The sequence below is a fragment of the Pricia antarctica genome (genome assembly GCF_900101815.1).
GTDB lineage: Bacteria > Bacteroidota > Bacteroidia > Flavobacteriales > Flavobacteriaceae > Pricia > Pricia antarctica.
The window spans coordinates 449,981-470,850 of record NZ_FNAO01000004.1 but is presented as its reverse complement, the minus strand read 5'-3'; the positions used below and the strand labels follow the sequence as shown (position 1 = coordinate 470,850).

General features: G+C 42.6%; 20 protein-coding genes. 11 read left to right on the top strand and 9 right to left on the bottom strand.

The annotated features are described in order from the left end of the window. Positions 1–46: 46 nt before the first annotated feature. Positions 47–871: a universal stress protein gene (locus tag BLT07_RS09620; protein WP_091868094.1), complete on the bottom strand. Its 825-nt coding sequence runs from the start codon at positions 869–871 to the stop codon at positions 47–49. Positions 872–1,308: 437 nt separating this feature from the next. On the opposite strand from BLT07_RS09620, the gene BLT07_RS09610 reads away from it, so the two are divergent. From BLT07_RS09610 to BLT07_RS09595, 3 genes are all read left to right on the top strand, one after another. Further along, positions 1,309–2,070: an SDR family NAD(P)-dependent oxidoreductase gene (locus BLT07_RS09610; RefSeq protein WP_091868091.1), complete on the top strand. Its 762-nt coding sequence runs from the start codon at positions 1,309–1,311 to the stop codon at positions 2,068–2,070. Between the two features lie 538 nt (positions 2,071–2,608). Continuing rightward, a complete protein-coding gene (locus BLT07_RS09600; protein WP_091868089.1) occupies positions 2,609–4,261 on the top strand; it encodes a sensor histidine kinase in 1,653 nt (550 codons plus the stop codon). Then, on the top strand, positions 4,233–5,303 hold the full coding sequence (locus BLT07_RS09595) for a response regulator (protein ID WP_091868087.1): 1,071 nt from the start codon (positions 4,233–4,235) through the stop codon (positions 5,301–5,303). Before BLT07_RS09600 ends, BLT07_RS09595 begins: the two co-directional genes overlap by 29 nt. A 392-nt stretch (positions 5,304–5,695) precedes the next feature. Here BLT07_RS09595 and BLT07_RS09585 read toward each other — a convergent pair whose 3' ends face one another. The 4 genes from BLT07_RS09585 to BLT07_RS09570 form a co-directional block, all read right to left on the bottom strand. Beyond that, positions 5,696–7,393, bottom strand: coding sequence for an ABC1 kinase family protein (locus tag BLT07_RS09585; RefSeq protein ID WP_091868084.1), 1,698 nt, complete (start codon positions 7,391–7,393; stop codon positions 5,696–5,698). Positions 7,394–7,398: 5 nt separating this feature from the next. Further along, a complete protein-coding gene (locus BLT07_RS09580; protein WP_091868082.1) occupies positions 7,399–7,785 on the bottom strand; it encodes a hypothetical protein in 387 nt (128 codons plus the stop codon). A 429-nt stretch (positions 7,786–8,214) separates the two neighbouring features. After that, on the bottom strand, positions 8,215–8,667 hold the full coding sequence (locus BLT07_RS09575; RefSeq protein ID WP_091868080.1) for a pyridoxamine 5'-phosphate oxidase family protein: 453 nt from the start codon (positions 8,665–8,667) through the stop codon (positions 8,215–8,217). A gap of 291 nt (positions 8,668–8,958) precedes the next feature. Continuing rightward, entirely contained in the window at positions 8,959–9,414 is a 456-nt protein-coding gene (locus BLT07_RS09570; RefSeq protein WP_091868078.1) for a pyridoxamine 5'-phosphate oxidase family protein, read from the bottom strand. Between the two features lie 308 nt (positions 9,415–9,722). Between BLT07_RS09570 and BLT07_RS21615 the strand changes: the two genes are divergently transcribed. Next, complete coding sequence (locus tag BLT07_RS21615) at positions 9,723–9,899, top strand: ATP-binding cassette domain-containing protein (protein ID WP_217633307.1); 177 nt, start codon at positions 9,723–9,725, stop codon at positions 9,897–9,899. Between the two features lie 147 nt (positions 9,900–10,046). On the opposite strand, the gene BLT07_RS09560 is transcribed toward BLT07_RS21615, so the two are convergent. Next, positions 10,047–10,415 carry a hypothetical protein gene (locus BLT07_RS09560; RefSeq protein WP_091868077.1) on the bottom strand — a complete coding sequence of 123 codons (369 nt, stop codon included), beginning with the start codon at positions 10,413–10,415 and terminating at the stop codon, positions 10,047–10,049. A 707-nt stretch (positions 10,416–11,122) separates the two neighbouring features. On the opposite strand from BLT07_RS09560, the gene BLT07_RS20955 reads away from it, so the two are divergent. Further along, positions 11,123–11,266: a BstA C-terminal domain-containing protein gene (locus BLT07_RS20955; protein ID WP_175455295.1), complete on the top strand. Its 144-nt coding sequence runs from the start codon at positions 11,123–11,125 to the stop codon at positions 11,264–11,266. Between the two features lie 22 nt (positions 11,267–11,288). Here BLT07_RS20955 and BLT07_RS09555 read toward each other — a convergent pair whose 3' ends face one another. Together BLT07_RS09555 and BLT07_RS09550 are read right to left on the bottom strand one after the other, a co-directional pair. Next, on the bottom strand, positions 11,289–12,101 hold the full coding sequence (locus BLT07_RS09555; protein WP_091868075.1) for a GIN domain-containing protein: 813 nt from the start codon (positions 12,099–12,101) through the stop codon (positions 11,289–11,291). Positions 12,102–12,204: 103 nt separating this feature from the next. After that, positions 12,205–13,041: a universal stress protein gene (locus tag BLT07_RS09550; protein ID WP_091868073.1), complete on the bottom strand. Its 837-nt coding sequence runs from the start codon at positions 13,039–13,041 to the stop codon at positions 12,205–12,207. A 356-nt stretch (positions 13,042–13,397) separates the two neighbouring features. On the opposite strand from BLT07_RS09550, the gene BLT07_RS09545 reads away from it, so the two are divergent. From BLT07_RS09545 to BLT07_RS09530, 4 genes are all read left to right on the top strand, one after another. Then, positions 13,398–14,489 (top strand): DUF6544 family protein, encoded by a 1,092-nt coding sequence (locus BLT07_RS09545; protein WP_091868071.1) that lies wholly within the window; start codon positions 13,398–13,400, stop codon positions 14,487–14,489. 174 nt (positions 14,490–14,663) lie between these two features. Beyond that, a complete protein-coding gene (locus BLT07_RS09540) occupies positions 14,664–15,014 on the top strand; it encodes a hypothetical protein (protein WP_091868069.1) in 351 nt (116 codons plus the stop codon). 325 nt (positions 15,015–15,339) lie between these two features. Beyond that, positions 15,340–16,206, top strand: a complete 867-nt coding sequence (locus tag BLT07_RS09535; protein ID WP_245726489.1) for a L,D-transpeptidase — start codon at positions 15,340–15,342, stop codon at positions 16,204–16,206. A 335-nt stretch (positions 16,207–16,541) separates the two neighbouring features. Next, the gene (locus tag BLT07_RS09530; RefSeq protein ID WP_091868065.1) at positions 16,542–17,366 is read left to right on the top strand and encodes a universal stress protein; all 825 of its coding nucleotides are present in this window, start codon (positions 16,542–16,544) and stop codon (positions 17,364–17,366) included. 202 nt (positions 17,367–17,568) lie between these two features. Here the strand turns inward: BLT07_RS09530 and BLT07_RS09525 are convergent, their stop codons facing one another. Continuing rightward, positions 17,569–18,795, bottom strand: a complete 1,227-nt coding sequence (locus BLT07_RS09525; RefSeq protein WP_091868063.1) for a GAF domain-containing sensor histidine kinase — start codon at positions 18,793–18,795, stop codon at positions 17,569–17,571. A gap of 392 nt (positions 18,796–19,187) precedes the next feature. Between BLT07_RS09525 and BLT07_RS09520 the strand changes: the two genes are divergently transcribed. Both BLT07_RS09520 and BLT07_RS09515 read left to right on the top strand, forming a co-directional pair. Then, positions 19,188–19,583, top strand: coding sequence for a response regulator (locus BLT07_RS09520; protein WP_175455294.1), 396 nt, complete (start codon positions 19,188–19,190; stop codon positions 19,581–19,583). Between the two features lie 203 nt (positions 19,584–19,786). Next, entirely contained in the window at positions 19,787–20,821 is a 1,035-nt protein-coding gene (locus tag BLT07_RS09515; RefSeq protein WP_091868059.1) for an LLM class flavin-dependent oxidoreductase, read from the top strand. Positions 20,822–20,870: the final 49 nt, after the last annotated feature.

Genomic DNA, 20,870 nt, shown 5'->3' with positions numbered 1-20,870 from the left:
GTCAAAAACTGGCCAACAACATCCCTTAGTCCAACTTGCTCAAAGCTCAAACTTTAAAAGTCAGGACAGGTAAATTGGCATGGTTGGCGACATCTTCCCCGATACTTCCCAAAAGAAATTGGGAGAATTGTTTTCGCCCATGCGTAGGTATGGAAAGCACGTCGAACTTGCCCTCCTTACTGTAGTTCATTAGGCCTTTTTCAATGCTGTAATCATTGTAGATGGTCACTTTTAGTTCGGGTTCCCCTGCTTTATAAAGAAAATCGGAGATGCGTTTCTCGATTTCCGAATTGCAGATAAAAGCCTCATAGGGTGTATTTACATAAACCAGTTGTAGCTTCGCTGAAAATAGTTCGGCAAACTCCTTGACGTTTTTGAAGGCCAAAATCGCCTCGTCCTCAAAATCACAGGCGAACACTATGTTCTTGATATTAAAATCGGGCATGGGCGCTTTTATGACAAGAACGGGCACATCGGAGGTGCGCACCACTTTTTCGGTATTGGAACCGGCGAAGACTTCGTTAAATCCGCTGGTACCATGTGAACCCATAACGATAAGCGCTATACCCTGTTCTTTCGCAATAGTGTTCAGCTCTTTGAATATCTTATAATTCTGGACGATTTCCCTGATTTTGATGCCTTTTAGATAGGGTCTGTCCAAAAAGGTCCGAAAGCGTTTTCTGGCCAGTTCCATATAGTATTTGGCCTCTTCATATTCTTGGCTTTCGTCTTTGGTCAGCACCGCTTCCGACAGCCCCAGCATGTGCAGTACAACGATTTCCGCCTGTTGTAGTTTGGCGATCTTTGCGGCAACCTCCAAGGCATAGGCCGAGGGTTCCGAAAAGTCTATGGGTACAAGAATTTTTTTCATGGCTATGTCATTTTTTTTTACGTTTTCGAAACTTTTCCTTACGCTTTCTGAGCTGTCTTTACAAGTCGCTCAAGTTATCCGCCGCGGCCTTTTCAAAATTATCCTCGGTCGATTTGGCGAAGATACCGGGGCGGGTGCGCTTAGTTCCAATTCGCAGAATTTGTTGTTGCCGTCCCAGGTGTTTCCCAATTTGAAAGTAACGTTGGCCCCAATCAGGAACTGTTATCTAAGGGCTAATTTTCTCAAATTTCGGGTAAGGATTTCGCTCAACGATTCGCTCTTCGTCATTTGCAGGTATGGAATATATATCATAATGGCTTTGTTTTTTTAGGATGGGTCAAAACTAGGAATGAAATTGTTTTCACAAAATGACATTCATCATTTCGTATCCATTTTTGAATTCTAAACTTTACAGCTTACCTAAAGAATAAAAGAAAATGGAACGATTAAATGGCAAGGTAGCCATCATCACTGGTGGAGCCGGCGGCATAGGAAAAGCTACGGCGAAATTATTTCTGGAACAGGGTGCCAAGGTTGTTATTGTGGATATCAATAAAGAGGTGTTGGAAAAAACCAGCTCCGAATTAGACCATGAAAACCTTTCCTATTGCGTGGCCGATATCTCAAAAGCGGAGGATAATGAAAATTACGTGGAGCATACTTTAGAAGTGCACGGCAAAATCGATATTTTTTTCGCCAATGCTGGTATCGAAGGGGTTTCGAGACCCATTGCGGAATATCCCGAAGAAACATTTGATAAGGTTATCGCCGTGAACCTGAAAGGGGTTTGGCTGGGATGTAAACACGTTATCCCCAAAATGAAGAAAGGGGGTAGCGTGATAATAACTTCCTCTGTAGCCGGACTTAAAGGCTTTGCAGGTCTTGGGGCCTATGTGGCGACCAAACATGCCATTGTCGGTATTATGCGAGTGGCGGCCCTAGAAAATGCAGAACGTAAAATTCGGGTAAACACCATTCATCCCGGTCCCGTGAACAACGACATGATGCGGCGGATCGAAAAGGATGTGTCCCCCGAGAACCCGAAGGAAGTACTGAAAGGCTTTGAATCCGTCGTGCCTTTCGGCCGCTATGCCGAATCCAACGAGCTCGCCGAAATGGCCTTGTTTTTGGCCTCGGACGAAAGCAAATACATTACCGGATGTACCCACGTGGTAGACGGGGGCATGTTGACCGCCTGAGAGTGAAGGAGACTATCGGCGATTTCCGTTCCCTTTTGGCCCACGGCGATTCCAAAATGGAAGGCTTTTAGGGCCAGGTCGTCGTTGACCCCGTCACCGATCCTGACCACTACCTCATTGTTAGCCTTAGAAGTATTGATGATGCACAACTTGGCATCGGGAAACATCCGGGTAAAAATTTGGATTTCCTTGACCTTTTGTTGGAGCTCAGGATCCTGCAACTACATTAGTTCGTCGCCCGACATGCATTTTTCGTATCCTTTGAAACCGATCTGCTTGGCGATGGCCAAGGCGGCAATACCTTCCTCCCAATACCTCATTGCATCCATTTGAAACAGGTTGGTTTGAGGGTATTTCTATGTGCATTTTAGGGAATGGTTGTACGGCATGACCGATATCATTTTTCTAAGAAAATCCGTGTCATACATTTACCAAGAATAACAGGAATTGTCTTGCCTCTGGATTTTTGACGTTGGTGAATGAAAGAACCTTGAAGGTTTCATACTTTAAACCCGCTGGCACGTAACCTACGCAAATTATGGATGCATCCACAAACATAGAGAACCAAAACCTTTTCCAGTATTTGGATGTCGCAGCGTCCATCTTTATGGTTATCAATAGTGACCATTCCATCGAACTGATCAACCGGAAGGGCTGCGAAGTGCTGGGTTACCGTCGCGATGAGATTATCGGCAAGAATTGGTTCCATAGCTGCATCCCTAAAAAGAAAAAAAAGGAACTGGCCCTATTCTTTGACCGAGTTTTCGCTGGAACCGTTGAACCGCCCGATGTGTATGAAAATTGGGTATTGGCAAAAGGAAATAAAAGGAAACTGATACAATGGCGAAACGCGCTCTTAAAAGATGAAAATGGTAATGTTACGGGCCTGATCAGTTCAGGGGTGGACGTTACCGAGATCAATAAAGCGAGAAAACAGTTACAAGACCATGCCGATCGACTTGAGGAAAAAGTAGCGGAACGTACGCTAGAACTAGAATTTACCGTGCAGCGTTTAGTTGAAACCAACCTAAATCTCGAAGATCAGATTCAGGTGACCCGATTGGCGGAAAGCAAAGCGCAAAGGAGCCAGTCGCAGTTCGCCGCGATTGCCAAGAATTTTCCCAAGGGCCTTATCGTGGTCTTCAACGCCGATTTTGAACTGGTTTACGTGGAAGGGGAGGAGTTGCGACGGCTCGACTTTAAAAAAGAAGATTTCGAGGGAATACGCATCGATGATATTTCTATTTTTTCCGCGGACCAGATCGAACTTATCAAGCGGGATATAAAAAAAACGATACGAGGCGATAGCCTTTCCTTCGAAGTGGAATTTCAGAAGAATTGCTATGCGGTCAATTCGACCCCCTTGCATTCAGATGCCGAAACTATTGTCTGGTCGCTGTTCGTCTACCACAATATTACCGATCAACGAAAAGCACAGGAAAAACTATCGGTGGCATTGAAGGTGGAGCAGGAAATGAACGAGCTGAAATCCCGTTTTATCTCCATGGCCTCCCACGAGTTCCGAACGCCGCTGAGCGCCATTCTGTCCTCTGCCATCCTTATCGGGAAGCAGAACGGCCCCGGCAGGGAAGAACGTCGGATGAAACATGTGGTCCGCATTCGCAACAACGTAAAAAACCTGGTGGTCATCCTGAACGATTTTCTGTCGCTGAGCAAGCTCGAGGAGGGCAAGGTAAGGGCAGAGCCGCAGCATTTTGAATTGGTGCAGTTTACAAAGCTGTTGGTCGAAGAAATGAAATCGGTAAAAAAAGACGGGCAGAGTATCCGGTTTACACATGCTCAGGCAGCTATTCCCGTATTTCTTGATTCGAAACTAATGAGTCATATTTTGATCAATCTAGTGTCGAACGCCTTAAAATATTCCGATGAGGCCGCGGAAATCATCCTAGAACTAAAAGTATCCGGCGAGGTAGTGATTTTTAATGTGGTGGACAAGGGAATCGGCATTCCGAAAGCGGAACAAAAAAGCCTGTTTGAGCGGTTTTTTCGAGCGGGGAACGTAACCAACATTCAAGGTACGGGACTGGGGCTGCATATCGTAAAACAATATTCGGAACTTATGGGTGGCATCGTTGGTTTCAAAAGTAAAGTGGGAAAAGGAAGCACCTTTACCCTTAAACTCCCCTTAAACCTAAAAGAACATGAAAAAAATACTATTGATAGAGGATAACGAGGATGTACGCGAAAACACGGCGGATATCTTAGCGTTGGCCCACTACCAAGTGGAGATGGCAGAGAACGGGAAAATAGGGGTTGAAAAGGCCAAACAATTTCATCCCGACATAGTGGTCTGCGACATCATGATGCCCGAAATGGACGGGTACGGGGTCTTGGAACAATTATCCAAAAACAGTGCAACGGCCAGCACCCCTTTTATTTTCTTGACTGCAAAGACCGACAGGGCCGATATGCGAACGGGCATGAACCTGGGTGCCGACGATTACCTGACGAAACCCTTTGATGAAAAGGAACTCTTGGAGGCCATTTCCTCCCGGCTGCGCAAAAACGAATTTTTAAAAAAGGAATTTGCCAAAAACGTGAAGGACCTCAACGTTTTTTTGGAGGAAGCGTCGCAGTACATGGATCTCGAAAGTCTCTCAAAAGGTCAGGCCCTTAAAAAATACGATAAAAAGGATATGTTGTATTGGGAGGGCGATACGGCGCATTCGATGTTCTTTGTCGAAAGCGGCAGGGTCAAGACCTATAAGGGTACGGAATCGGGAAAGGAATTCGTCAGCGGAATTTGTGGTCCTGGGGAATTTATCGGGCAACTTTCGCTATTAGGCCCAAAAGGCACCTATATAGACAATGCCGTCGTTCTGGAGGACGCCGAACTCTATGCAATACCTAAAAGGGATTTCACGAAATTGCTGAACGAAAACCATACCGTGTCGCAAAAGTTCATCGAAATGATTTCCAATAACTTGATCGAGGTACAGGCGCAACTGGTCGGCATGGCCTTCGCATCGGTCAGGCAACGGGCGGCCAAGACCCTTTTGGATCTCTACGATAAGGGCATTATTAAGGACTATGCAAGCGAAGGCATGGGCATCCCCCGGGAAGATTTTGCCGGTCTGATCGGTACCGCCACCGAAACAGCCATACGAACCCTATCCGATTTTAAGGAAGAGGGATTGATTACCACCGATAGTGGTCGCAGGATCATTATCTTAAAAAAGGAAGAACTTCAAAGTATAGCGGATTTTCGATAGCTATCGCCAAAATGACCTAAAGGTCGATTTTGATTCGGTCGTCATAGCCCCCGTCACAATGGTTTCTTTGATCTTTGGATCTACTAGAACCAATCTAAATGTATTTTTGAAGAAACCGGAACACCGAAATGTTCCGGTTTCAAAGAAGGTATTGCATTTTCTTGCAACGTTTACCATAATCAGGCCTAATTGTCTATAGCTAGCCGTTCGGAAAATCATGTGGTCTCAAGCATTTACTGCACCTTCCCTTGGGTTCCTGATCATATTCCTACGCCAGGAAACCCGTCTCTTTTCAATCTTGAAGAACTAGATGACTACAAATTATGATGTTAAAATAAGTCATCCGTTTTAGGGAGAAAATGACCGAGATCAGTTTGTACGTTTTTTTTTGGTTACATATCTGATGCTTTGCCTCCCTTGTTCCTAAAAATAGAGATGAGGATAAAGAAACCTAAGACGGCCGAAAGAACGAAACCTATAGCACCCAATATCGGTATTCCATGGATTTTCGGGGGCATGTCCGCAATGACGAGAAGGGCGGAGCCGATGGACAAGGCAGCGATAATGACTGCATACACCAAACGGTTGAAAGCTGTTTTCAGCGAATTTCTAAATTCGTTGAGGCCCTTGTGCTCGTGAACGATCACCAATTTGCCGTTCTTGATTTTGTGCACGATGTCATTGATGTCGTCCGGCAAGGTATCCAATAGTGCATTGTACTCTTGAAAACGGATTACGTTCTTCTTGAATATATGTTTTAGGCTAATACGCTTGCGGGTAATTTTCGTCAAATACGGCTTTAGGTTATCGGTAATATTGAATTGGGGATCCAACTTAAGCCCGACGCCCTCTATGATGACCAAAGCACGGATGAGCATGTACAGATAATGGGGAAGTATAATTTCGTTCTCGTAGAGTACATTTTTGAATTGGGTAAGCGTGGTGCCCAGTTTAATATTTTTGATGGACGTATTGCTGACCCCCTCCATCAGCTCGTAAAGATCATATTCTAGTTTTTTGTAATCGGGGATGGTAGATTTTACCGCTATTTTTTCGAGAATGGGAATGATTTTTCGGGCATCCTTTTTCAAGAAACTATCCATCAATCCTATCAGGGCGTCTTTGTCGTTCGGCATGATGGTGCCCATCATACCAAAGTCGATAAAGCAAATCTGTTCAGTATCGGGTAGTACGAATATATTTCCCGGATGCGGGTCTGCGTGGAAGAACCCGTGTTCCAAGACCTGTTCGAGATACAGGTCTACCCCGAGCTTGGCGACTTTTTTGGAATCGATTTTCGACGCTAGTAACTTGTCAAGTTCCGAGACTTTTATACCATTTACGAATTCCATACAGATAAGATGGTCGTTGCTCAGTATGCGATATATTTTGGGGACGTAAATATCGTTGTTTCCCTTAAAATTTGAGGAAAAACGCTGCATATGGTCCATTTCCTTCAAAAAACTTAGTTCTTCCTTAATACTTTTTTCGAAGGATGCTATAAGTTGAACGGGCTGAAAAGCCTGTATTTCTGCGCTGTATTTTTCCAAGTTTTCGGCGAGGTCTTTCATAATTCCGATGTCGGATGCGATGACCTCGACGATCCCTGGTCGCTGAATTTTAAGGGCCACTCGGTCGCCGTTGTGCAATTGGGCCCCATGCACCTGTGCCAAGGAGGCGGCGGCGAGCGGTTCCGGTTCGATGGACCTGAAATGATCGGCGCAATTGATTTTCAAGGTTTCGGCGACCACTTTCTCTACCTCGAAGTTTTTTAGGGCGGGAACCTGGTCCTGTAGCTTTTCCAATTCCTCAATCAGCTCAGGGGGGAGCAGATCTTCGCGATTGCTCACGAGCTGGCCCATTTTGACGTAGGTAGGCCCCAGCTCTTCCAAGACCATCCGTATCCTCTCAAAAGTGGACAGCGAAAGCAACTTTTCGGTATCGGGATGCTTTTTGAGATAGTTTCTTGGAATGAGTTTTTTGACCGTATTGCTGGCCATTACGTCTTCAAATCCATACTTGGCGAGCACGCCAAAAACGCTATAGTACCTTCTAAGATGCTGCTTTTTCGGAAGTTTTAGCCCTAACATACGTTTTATAGATACTCGCTAAGAAAGCGGAAGAACTCTTTTTTAAGATCTGCATAGATTTGTCGCTGCATCTCCATTTTATTTCGGAATTCCAAGTGTTTTTGGACCAAAATGGTATCCAGTGCATCTTGACCGTCTTGGTCTTGTCCGGCAATTCTAGTCTCGTGGATTTCTATCGCCTCCAATAGGTCCTCGATGACCCCACCGTGCAAGATGAATTCGTTTTGATAATGCTCCAATTTTACAAGTACCTTTTTGGAAGTCCATCGCGTAACCAGTTCGCTGAGCCTATTTTTGAAAAACTTTAGCTCGTCTTGCCAGAAGAATAGTTCGTGCCTCCAGAGCTGATGCTCGAAATGCAGGTTTTCGTTGTAGATGATTTCCTTTTCCATCGTTTTTGATCTTTGGTGTAATTTGATAATCTACAAAACTAGGTCAGTGCAGGAATCCCTGAAATGATAAATGTCATTTTGGGAAAGGGACATGGGCACTTCATTCGTTGTATTACATGTAGCCCTCAGTTTTACAGGGTCGAATAGTAACCATGTTTCAGGAACGAAAACAGAAAACCGATATTCTACCCCGATCTATCTTCGGGCCATTTCCTTTATCCCATTAAACTGCCAACAAAATGGCTACATAGTGAAAAAGAGCAGCTGCCCGCAGAAAGAAAATCCAGACGGCATGTAGGATACTGTTGACAGTTTGTTCCTAATAGGTTTGTTCGCCTCCTGTTCTAGTATGATTTAGAATTTGGCAAAATGCGGAATATCCGAAACGGAAGCAGTAATTTCCGCAGGTTCGGTTCAGTGTTTTTTACGCTAAGTTTCCTTGCGTTTTCCTGTAATTTTAAGAATTTTGATGCGATAGACTACGGGAACGCCATGGGAGTAGCCCTTACTTGAAAATTCGCTGATAAATTCCGTCTCCCTATCCTCCTTATTCTGAATAATACTTTGAATCCCTTCGGTAAATTGATGCAATCGCTGTTTAGCATCCGTGCCCTTTAGCTCTTCAAATGTGCCGTGAACCAATACCGATTGCCAATTGTAAACGGATTGCACTTCCGCTATAAATAGAGATGCCGATGGGTTCTTCCGCATGGCATCGATTTTATGACCCTCGGCGGAGTAGCTGATAATAGCGTGCTCTTCCTTGTCATAATAATAGCTGATGGGAAGTACAAATGGGTTGCCTTCCACGGTAAAACCCAAGTGGCCGGTATAATTATCGTTGAGTATGTTGAGAACTTCACTGCTGGTTAAATCTGTCATGGTGTCTTTTTTTGGATTTATTTGTGCGAATTCGATGCTTTTTAACCGCCGAGATATTATAAATACATTTGGAGGTTATTATAACGCCAAAGCTAGCACCTGCCTGAGGGGTAAAATATGACATCGGTCAGTAGTTGTCTGAAACCGTTTTTTTAAAAACAGAAACAGGTATGCTTATGGCATACCGATGGTATTGAATTTTTTGACAAGAATGTCGAAATTTTTTTATGAAATTAGATTTGTTTTAAACTGTTGCATGAAAGGGGTAGGTCCGTCACAGCCGCCCGATACTTACGATATCCTTTTCTTACCGGTGACCTCTTCGATTTTAATCCGGAAAACTAGCGGTGCTTGGTTCTTGCTAATACGGGCCGAGAAATCACTTATAAACCGAGCGTTCTTTTCCGGTGACCGTTCGATGATACCCTTCACACCATCCGAAAATTGGCGTAACATGTGCTTGGCATCGATATTTGAAAGTTCCTCGAAAGTACCGTGAACCAAGACCGATCGCCAATCGGCTACCGAAGAAATCTCGTCAACACAGAGGGAGACCGCAGGGTTTTTTCGCATCGCCGTAATCTTATGGCCTTCGGAGGAGTAGCTCGTTATCGTATGGGTAGCGGCGTCGTAATAGTAGGTGATAGGAACTATGTGTGGATAGCCACCGGAGATATATCCCAAATGGCCGATGTAATTCTCGGTCAAAATTTGGATACCTTCTTCCTTTTCTAAGTTTCTTCTCATGATGTTTTTCTAGTTTTTAGCTCAAAACTAAAGGAAGTGGCCTCAAGGGGGTATGACATTGGTCAGTTTTGGTTAATTAGTTGGTTTATGATATTTCTAGGTGGACTCTGACTCCCATATTTTTCCCCAAAAATGATTTTGATTATATCCCGGACATCGATTTTATCCTGTTCATTTTAATATCGGTTACTAGGTGATAGCAATAGTGTTCGCACTATTATCGACTTTTGTGGCGAGATGGCTACCGTCGAACGCGGGCAAAACATATCGATCCGGTACGCATTATCCGTAGGACTTAAAGAAGGCTTATGAAACAGGTTCTAGAGACAAAAAATATCAACAAATACTTTTTAAAGTTAAAGGATTTTCATGTGCTCAAGGATATTTCATTTAGCTTTCATGAAGGGGAATTCGCCTCCATAATGGGAAAATCCGGTTCCGGAAAGTTCACCTTGCTCTATATTCTATCCATCATGGATACCTAAAAAACTGGCAAGCTCTATTTGAACAAAAAACTTGTTACCGGTCGCCCGCATCAAGTACTGTCTCGGATACGTAAAAAGAGTATCGGCATTGTATTTCAGTTCCACTACCTGCTGTCGAATTTCAGCGTTCTGGATAGGGTGTTAGTATTACCCAACAGGTTCTAGGTCCACGATGATACATTCCCCATAATCGTATTCTTCTTCACTTTCTTCATCATCGTCAACTATAGCTTCCTGTTCTTCCTCTTGCTGTTCCTTGTCTTTTTCAATTTGGTAAACGATTCGGTATATTACCGTAAATTTTCTTCCCTCAAAACGGGTGTTGGTAAGATCGTATTTTTCTTTGGCCTTGGGCTCGAGATCGTTGAATGCATATGAAGAACCTTCCATATCCACGAAATAAAAAACGCCCCCGGATTGTCCGTCGTAAGTTGCCTCCACGGCTTGTAACTCATCTTGTCCCAATGGGGAGATCAGCAGCATTACGGAAAAAAATAGGGTTGAAAGTAATTTCATTATACTGATTTTGGTCGAAGGTAGGGTAGTGGCGCTAGAGCAAATATGATTTATGTCAGTTTTGGGACTTCACGTCGTTAAAAAGGTCGAGATGGGATAAGGAAATAAAAAATGGGATAAACTTGATGAAGGTTTATCCCATTTAAATAGCATTTAACCGATAGCCCGGTTAATGTAGGTACTGACGTGATTCCGACCAACGGATTCGCTTACTGTCTTTAGAGTTGGTAAAAAAAGTAAACCTTTTAGATTCTGTCGGCGATTGATTGATGAAAGTTGTCATGATTGTTGTTTTAAAAGATTAATGAATAGTGTAATAAAAACCGTATCAACGGTTGAAGTTCCTGTGTTCCGCCCAACGGACTCTTTTGCTATTTCTGAAGTTGGAAAAAACTGAATACTTCCTTGATTCAGTTGGTGATACCGAGAGTGTTGCTTTCATGATTTGATTTTAATTGATGAATATTATTGTTATATATAAAGGAGACGAGGGACAATCGTTTATGTTACAGTACTATGTTATAAAAGGTATTGTTTTGCGATAATTTTATGATTTTAGTTTTCCTCATGCTACGCTTACCAGTATGTTCCCACTTTTATGTCCCTTATCGAAATATAGTTGTGCATCGGCCACGTCTTCCAACGGGTAATTGAAAGGTTTAATAAAAGTAAGCACAACGAAATAAAGGGATAAAATGGTCTTCCAGGTGCGTGCAAAGAAGTATCCGAACACGATGCTACACTTGTTTATCAACTTTGTGGATAACGACTGGTTGCCCAAACATACCGAGGACTATTTCAAGGAGCGTGATGCGCACCCCTTGCGCTTTCTCGCCAAAGTATTGAGCTAAATTGACCGATATCAGGGGCAAATCAATTTCGTGCGTGGTAAAAAATATTCGTTTTTTTATTGATATTGATAGTATCTATTTGCCGAGGATAACCGGTCACATATATCTTCGAGTTTGCCTGTCCATTGATTTTCAATCTGTTTTTCGCATAAATTTCGATATCTGCCGTACTGGAAGAAAAGAGGTATACGTCTTCCGCCTTCAGCGCCCAAGCCGTCAATCTGGCCTTTTTGTTCACTGTTGCGCTTAAGGCATGCGCGGTTCCCCTCAGACCTACGATACTGTTATCGGTTAGTTCCACACTGACTCTGCCCCCCAGCGTTTTTATAGATGTACTTGCGTTGTTTTTGGTTTGTACGTGTACGCTCTCCGCCGTAAGGTCAAGATAACCGGTGCTTTCCCCTGCTGAAATTAGGGTAAAGTCGGTGCATTCCATCGGAAAGTTATAACTACTATTTCCACCTGAGTTCAAAATAAAGGTTTCCATAACCATTTTTTCATCGGTCTGTACCGAGGCGTTCCCCGAAAGTCGTAATTCCTCAAAATCCTTTACATAAAGTGTTATTTCCGCATAGCTTGCCGTAGTATTCTCCTCTGTGGTATAGAGTTTCAGAACAGCATCCTTGAAATCCCATTTAATGATATCCTTTAGACGTTTATCGCCTTTGATCTGTACCCCAAAAAAGTGGGTCGGGTACAGTATGGCGCAAAGATTATCCTGAATTTGGATGATCTTAACACCTTCCAAAGTCTCGTAAGAACTGAACGTGCTAGTGTCTTGGGCCGAAAGGGTAAGACCGAACAACAGCACAAGAATGCCTAATCGAATTTTCATAACCGGATATTTCGAATCATATTCCTCAAAGTAATCGAAAACAAAGGGAAGGGAATATGATATTGGTCATTTAAGGACGCCGTGAACTTGAATAGTTATAACTCTAACTATTAAAGCTCAATAGTGGCACGGTAATTTCCGACACCATTTTTTTGACCATATCTTTCTGGATGTATTTCTCGAAGAAATTCCTACCCTTCCGTTCCAACATGACCAGTAGGTCCGCACTGGTATGGTTCAGATATTCATTTAATTCCTTGAATATCGCATCCGAAAAAATCAGCTCGAATTCCATATTTTCGTAGCTTGTTTTTTGTTCGAGCATATCCTTGAACCATTCCATCAGTTCCTCGCCCGCGTATTCCTTTTTTGTAGTAATGTGCAACACCTTGATTGCGGCGTCGAATTTTTCCGCGATCTTGACCAAGCGGTTGATGGCAAAAATGTCGGCCTGTTCAAAATCGGTAGCGTAGACCATGGTGTTGAGGTTTTCGATTCCGGCTCCTTCCGGTACCGCCAACACGGGGCACGTTGCATTTTTGATAAGTGCCTTTGTGGTACCTCCCAATAAGAATTCGCGAACAGGGCTGATTCCCTTAGTGCCTACCACGATGAGGTCTGCATTGAATTTTATCGCCTTTTCCTGAATACCGCTCCAAACCGAGCGGTTTTCGACGAACACAAAACTCATATCGATTTTGTCTTCGGGATGCCCCAAAAATTCCTTGATAAAATTCTTAAGCTTGGCCCGGTTTTCGACAATACGTTTTTTCTCATTGTTCATGTGGGTAACCGAAACGGGGCTGGCCAAGAAGATGGGTATATCGAATACGTGCATCACGATTAGTTTGGCATCGAATTTCTCCGCCAATAAAAAGGCCGACCATAGTGCCGGTACAGAATTTTCGGAATAGTCGGTAGCATAGAGAATGGTCTTCATCAAAATCGTTTTTTAGGTTTCCGTGGTGAAACTAGCGATACCCTATAACCCTACAAATGATAAATATCATGCCCCCGTTTTCGGAGATTATGATTTTAGTCATTTCAGGGGATGGGCTATAAAAGCTATCGGGTCAACGTCCGCTCCAAGGTCAACAGCCTTAGTGCAAAGAATGCGACGAATGCTAAAACACAATCCAAAGCGCTGGACCAAGCCCGAAAATACCTCGAGTTGATGGAAAGCCATATGAAAAGGCTTAGGATGTTTAAAATTACCACAAGATGATTTAGATCATTGCCAATGCTGCACACCAAAACTACTTTTGACCCGTAAGCCTTAAATCAAAACCTTCTGTTATGAGAGTTGTATTGATACTTTTGATTTTTCTTCACGGGCTAATCCATTTTATGGGTTTTTTCAGAGCTTTTGCCATGGGAAATATGGCGGAATTCACCAAAGAATTATCAAAACCCATCGGACTGGTCTGGTTGTTAACGGGTTTACTCTTTATTACTTCGGCCATCATGATACTCCTTAAAAGAGAAGGATGGCCCGTTATCGCCATTTTGACCGTAATCGTATCCCAGTTTTTGATTTTAACGGTATGGTCGGATGCCAAATATGGGACGCTTTCGAACATCATCATCTTAATCGCCGCCAGTATCTCTTTCGCAACGGAACGCTTTGAAAAAGCGTATCAAGAGGATGTTCGCACGGCCATGGCATTGACCGAAATCGGCGATGAACTTATAACGGAAAAGGACCTCGAACCTCTCCCGGCAGTCGTACAAAAGTATTTGAGATACGTTGGCGCAGTGGGCAAGCCAAAAGTGTACAATGTCAAAATTGAATTTGAGGGCGAAATGCGGGACAGGGGCAAAGATTGGTTCAAATTCACTTCGGAACAGTACAACTTTTTCGAGGTGCCCACCCGGTTATTTTTTATGAAAGCCAAGGTCAAAAAGTTGCCTGCGAACGGCTATCACAAATACACTAAAGATGGAGCGTTTATGCGTATCAAGTTGCTATCCTTGTTTCCGGTGGTAACTAATGATAGACCGGAATTGTTCCCCACCGAAACGGTCACTTTTTTTAACGACCTCTGTCTTTTTGCCCCGGCTGCACTTATCGATGAGCGTATACGCTGGAAAGCTATCGACGGACAATCGGTCAGAGCAACTTTTACGACCAACGCTACCAGCATCTCAGCCATTTTATATTTTAACGAAAAAGGACAATTGGTCAATTTTGTTTCCAATGACCGTTATTCGGTCAATGAAATGAAAGCTTTCCCGTTTTCCACTCCGGCCAGTACGTATCGAAACATAAACGGTTATCATCTGCCGACCTACGGCGAGGCTATCTGGCACTATCCGGATGGGGAATTCGTTTATGGGAAATTCAATGTCAAAAGCATCCAATACAATGTTGAAGACTCAAAACGCTGATGAAATGAAATCCAACAAGACATGGCACGCAGCCAACAAAATGCCCAAAACACATCCTTGGAAAAGCGTATCAAATGGCATTTGGAGCACGTGGAAAATTGTAATTGTAGACCTATATCCGAAAAACTGAACTCAGAAATAGGAAAAAGAAAAATACGATAAAATCAACATCCGATGAAGAACAGGGAACTATTGGTTATAAAGAGTGTGCATTCGATCATTTGGCTTTTCTTCAATATGGTCATCTTCTACCTATTATATGCAGTTATTGCCGATACAATCGACAAATGGGTCTGGGTTTGCATCGGATTAATAGTTGCGGAAGGCATTGTCTTACTGGCATTCAAATGGCTTTGTCCATTGACGGTAATGGCCCGTAAATTTTCGGATTCCACAAAAGATAACTTTGATATTTTCTTGCCGAATTGGTTAGCGAGGCACACTAAACTGATTTACACCTCAATATTCGGCGGGTCCATTTTAATACTCATCTATCGATTGGTTTTTCCTTTACACATCAACTAAACACCAATATCGTAAAGAGGATATGAGAATTATCATTTTTAGCGACAATCGAATCCGCTACTTTTATTTTTCTTTAGAATTGATACCCTTTTATTATGCGAGATGATTCAAAAGAGGAGGTAGATCCATTTTTTCTAAGTGAGGAGCGTGCTTTTTTAGATGGCCCCCGCAACCGGTTCAAGGAACTTTGTCAGAAGGGCAAAATCCTACGTGAGTTGTGCCATCGGCAAAATGGGAAATTAATATGAAACGATTCAAATTGACAAATTTAATTTTTTTAACCGTAGGGTCGCTTGCGCTTTTGTGTTCTTGCAATAGGCGTAATATGGCTCTGGCGGACAGGGAACTGGCAAAAGCCGATTTTCAGAAAAACGGTATTCAGATCGATACATCGCCAAAGCGAATAAAGGTCTCTAAGAATATCGTAGTAAGCGACTATTTTCAATACCTCGATTCGTTGGTGCAACGCTACGATTCCATTCTGCCCTATCCGCTATCGGAACATCTTCTGGTGCGTTACAATCCATGGATTATCGATACCCTGGCGAATACGGATTATTACCGAAGGATGGAAAGGGATTCGTTTGTGTATGACCAAAGGCAGCAAATCGTATTGCCGAAAGGAAGCATCCTAAGAATTCCGGATTCCCTGAATACCTGTCGGATGCTGGAGGAATTTACGAAAACCGAGATCGACATCAACATTCCTGAATTCAAATTGCGAATTTTTCAGGATTCCGTTTTAGTACACAGCTTTCCTGTCCGGGTCGGGCAGAATAGGGAACGGTATCTCAAATTGAGTAACCGCATAATGGACCTACGCACCAAAACGGGAAAAGGAAAGATCGTGGCCCACGCGAAAGACCCGGAGTTCTTCAATCCCGTGGACGGCAAACAATTCTACTTCACGAAAAGAGATGACGGAAAGACTACGGTGATGCCACAAATACCATGGATAGAGACTGAGATAAACGGCATCCGAAACGGACAGATGATACACCCCACCACGAACCCCGAAACTTTGGAAAAGGCCTATTCCAACGGCTGTATCGGCACTACGGAGGCAGATGCCTGGATTATTTACTACTATGCCCCGATTGGCACCAAAGTAAAGATCAGATATGATTTAAAAACATATTTAGAAGGGATTGTGGTATCCGTTTTTAAGGATATTTATGAGTATGGACATTAGGGGTGTGCCGTCGACAGGATTCCATACATGATATTTGTCATAGTTCACGCGGAGGTAGCGATGTAGCTTTACAGAAATATACCCCCACAAATGTGCACTTTAAGCCAAAAGTACAACCTCCATTGGCCACATTATGTCAAAGTATTTGTAAAGATTGATATGCCTATTCGAGACCACATGTGCCAGAAGGAAACCAACGAGTTCAATTTAGTTCATGCATTGTATCGGTTTCGAAAAAAAACCGGACACTTTAGTGTTGTCGAAGACAGTATAAATTCAATTGAAGTATAACAAGATTACGTAGATCGCTGGGGTTATCAACAAACAATTTAACTATGAAAAGTATAATAGTACCTACGGATTTCTCGCAACAATCGGAATATGCATTGAAGGTGGCAACAACCCTAGCTAAAAAACACAAAGCTGAAATTATATTGCTTCATATGTTAGAGCTGAACCAGGCCCTTATTTCCGGCGCTGAAGGATTCTACCCTGAACAGTCCGTCTTTTTAATCAAAATGGCGGAAAAACGCCTGACCGATATGATGGGCAAACCTTATTTGAAGGGAATCGACGTCGTGCCGATCGTAAAACATTTTAAGGTTTTTTCCGAAGTCAATGAGGTGGCAAAAAAGCATAACGCCGATTTAGTGGTCATGGGTTCCCACGGCGCGGATGGTTTTAAGGAAATGTTTGTGGGTTCCAATGCCGAGAAGGTGGTCCGAAATTCGGATATCCCTGTTCTGATTATAAAAAAGGATATTCCCAATTTCAAGGTCAAAGATTTTGTCTTTGGATGTGATTTTAAGGATGGAAGCCTCTTGGCTTTCAGAAAGGCGAAGGACTTTGCCGATTTGCTCGGTGCCAAATTGGATTTGGTCTACATCAATACCCAAGGCGATGATTTTATGGCCACGGGCGATGCCTATGACCGTATATCAAAATTCCTTCAAAAGGCGGGCGTTGGACAAGAAGTTGAAATCTACAACGACTATAGTGTTGAAAGGGGCATTTTGAACTATAGCGAGCGGGTCAGCGCCGATCTTATCGGTATACCGACACATGGTCGTAAAGGGCTTTCCCACTTCTTGGTAGGCAGTATAGGAGAGGATATTGCCAATCATTCCAAGCTACCGGTGGTTACGTTTAAGATGGGTTAGTGTCGAAAGCCTAAGACATAAATCCTTCTATAGATTTCTAGGGCAGGGCAAGAGTTGATGGCGAAGGCATTTATGAATGGCTCTCAATTGTTTTCCGGAACCATCTGAATTGATTTCAACAGTCGACGGAGGTAAACGATTGGAGGTTTTGTCAAGTATAAAAATGACCGTAAAAAACCGATCATATGATTTCTTAAAACAACTAAGCTTCCACATGTAATCGTGGACTTACTATTTTGGCTATTGTAAACGTAAAGGTACTTCCGTGCCCTTCCTTTGAAGAAACATTGATATCTCCCCCAAGATCTTGAATCAGCCTCTTAACAGTGGCCAAACCGATTCCGGTGCCCATATTTCCATATTTATCCGCAACACCGACTACTGAAAAAAGATCAAAGATTTTACTTAATTCTTTCTTTGGAATACCGTCGGAATTATCTTTAACGGAGAACTCATAAAAGTCATGCTTCGCCGATAAGCGTATTTCTATTCTAGTCTCCGGTTTAGAGTTATACTTGATAGCATTAGTTATGAGATTAATGAGGATCTGCATCAAAGCTGCTTTATTGGCTATTAGTTCGACATTATCCTTTGCGTTGCTAAGAATAGTACAATTATCTGTTTTGGTAATTTTACCGAGCTCAAGAATCAATGATTCGAAATCAATGTGCTCTTGCTTACAATTAAGCAGATGATCAGTTAAATAGAATTCCAAAATACCATCGATATAGTTTTTTAAGGAGTTGGAAGATGTTTTTAAATAGGTCAGGCACTGTAGTGATTTTTCGTCAAGTTTATCACTATCAAATTCCAAAAGCTCGGTCAATGAAATAATATTGGCCAATGGGGATTTTAGATCATGGGATACGATACCAGCGAATTTTCTCAGGTCTTCATTTTTTAGTTTTAACTTATCCTGAGCCTGTATGAGTTTAAAATTTTGATAGCGGAGCTCAAAGAGTTGCACCACTTGTCTTGACATTGAAGTAAGCGCTTTGAGTTGTTTTTCAGTTAATTTTCTGGGTTTCTGATCAAAAACGCATAATGTTCCTAATTTAAAACCTTCGGAGTCTATTAATGGTGCTCCCGCATAGAATACTGCATTATAATCTGTGACCAAAGGGTTGTCAAAGAAACGATCATCCACTCTGGCGTCTTCTATTATCGTAACCGGGTCCTCGGAATTTATGGCATGGCCACAAAAAGAGAATTCCCTGGGCGATTCATTAAAAGGTACACCGTGGTGCGACTTCAAGAAATTCCTTTCTTTATCCAAGAGCGTTATCAATGAAATAGGAGCGTCACAGATATAAGACATCAACGAAGTTATGTCGTCATATTGATCTTCTGGCAAAGTATCGAGCAACTGATATTTTTCTACTGCGGCTTGTCTTTTCTTTTCGTTGGCAGGAAATTCTGGTGATTTCATTGAGGAATACTGTTGATTATGATTAATAGTCTTTAAAGGTATTGAATTTAACGGCGGTGTCACCGGAAATTGTAATTTTACAATTCCATTATTTCCAATACGGATACCGTAATATGCATTATTATTGTATTTTATAGCTAGGCATATTATTATTTAAATGCTGATAAATTGCCATTTTCATTTACAAGCAAAGCAAACTGACAGCCAGTAGTTTCTGGTTCTGACTGTAAATTAAATAAGCTACATATCAGGTTACGGAACCTAGTTAAATTGATTCCAAGGTTCTCGAATTACCGGTTTTGAGAAAGCAGGGTTTTTAAACATGCTCTTATCCAAATCGGAATATAGTGATCGTTCTTTTTCCTTTTTCTAATCTTTAATCGTAGTCCATATTGAGCAAAAACATACTTATCATAGATGACGACATAGTTTCTCAATTCGCGTTAAGATATACGATACAACAAGCAAATAGTGACTGCGAGGTATTGACTTGTGATGGAGCTCAAGAAGGTTTGGGTATCTTATCCAATCTCCTTAAAGCAGGGAAAAATCTTCCGGATTGTATTTTCCTTGATTTGGATATGCCCGATTTGGACGGGTGGGATTTTCTTGATCGATACCGTACTATTGGTGATATGGCTAATAGGACCAAAGTTTTTATTCTCTCCACATTTACCAGCTCAGTTGATCGGGATAGGGCAAAGAATCATTCCATGGTAGAGGGGTTTTACGATAAGCCCCTATCTAGAAATAGCGTTCATCAAATTTTAAAGTTTAGACTCGATTAAGTCAAGTTTTTCATATTTATTCCCGAAACCTTGTAATCGGCATAAGATTTGAAGACCATTCAGTATCTAAAGAATAAACTGGAAAGCTCGGCCATTACGTCATTCCTAAACCTAACCCAGCCTTCCATCATTAGCCGCTATGTAAGCGCATTAATAAAAGTGTGATTTTTTTATTTCAATAGCACATTGATAGATATAGATATATGAATACCAAAAAGATTGCCTATTCAATTTTAGAACTTGCCCTTGTTCCTAAAGGGGGCACTATAAAGGAAACCCTGAACAACTCATTAGCTCTGGCCCAAACGGCTGAATCCTGCAACTACAAGCGCTTTTGGTTCGCAGAGCACCACAATGCCGAGTATATAGGCAGTAGCGCCACTTCGATACTTATAGGCTATGTTGCCGAAAACACCACAAAGTTGCGTATTGGTTCCGGTGGAATAATGCTTCCCAATCACTCTCCTTTGATTATAGCCGAGCAGTTTGGAACATTGTCCCATTTATACCCCGATCGCATCGACCTCGGATTGGGAAGGGCGCCCGGTACGGATCCACAGACCGCCCGAGCTATTCGCGCCGACTTTATGGAGGCTGCGCATTCCTTTCCTCTGGAAATAGAGAAAATCCAGAAGTATTTTTCACCGGAAAATAAGACTTCAAAGGTGCGTGCCACCCTTGCTGAGGGAACCGACGTACCCTTGTACATTTTGGGTTCCAGTACCGATAGCGCCCATCTGGCCGCAGAAAAAGGATTGCCCTATGCCTTTGCCAGCCATTTTGCATCCACTCATTTACACAACGCTTTACGGATTTATAAGCAGGAATTCAAACCTTCTGAATTTTTAGAACAGCCTTACACAATGGCCGGCGTCAATGTCTTCGTAGCCGATACCGATGAAGAAGCGGCAAGGTTGTTCACGACGGCAATAAGGATGTTCGTTGGGGTACTTACCGGAGCAAAAGATGCCCTGCAACCACCATCGGAAATGACTGAAGAACTAAAGGGAATATACGATCATCCCTCCATACGCCAAATGTTGAAATATTCTTTTGTGGGCAGCAAAAAAAGCGTAAAAAACCAAACGCAAGAATTTTTGGAAGCAACCGGGGTCAATGAGATTATCGCGGTCTCTACCATGTATTCAATTAAAGACCGAATAAAGTCCACTCGACTATTTGGTGAAATTATGGAGGGAATCAACCATGAAAAACTTGAGTATTCGCACAGGAATTAGAGGTGTGGTTAAGCTGTCGGCACATTGAGGAATTTGAGCGAAATGATAA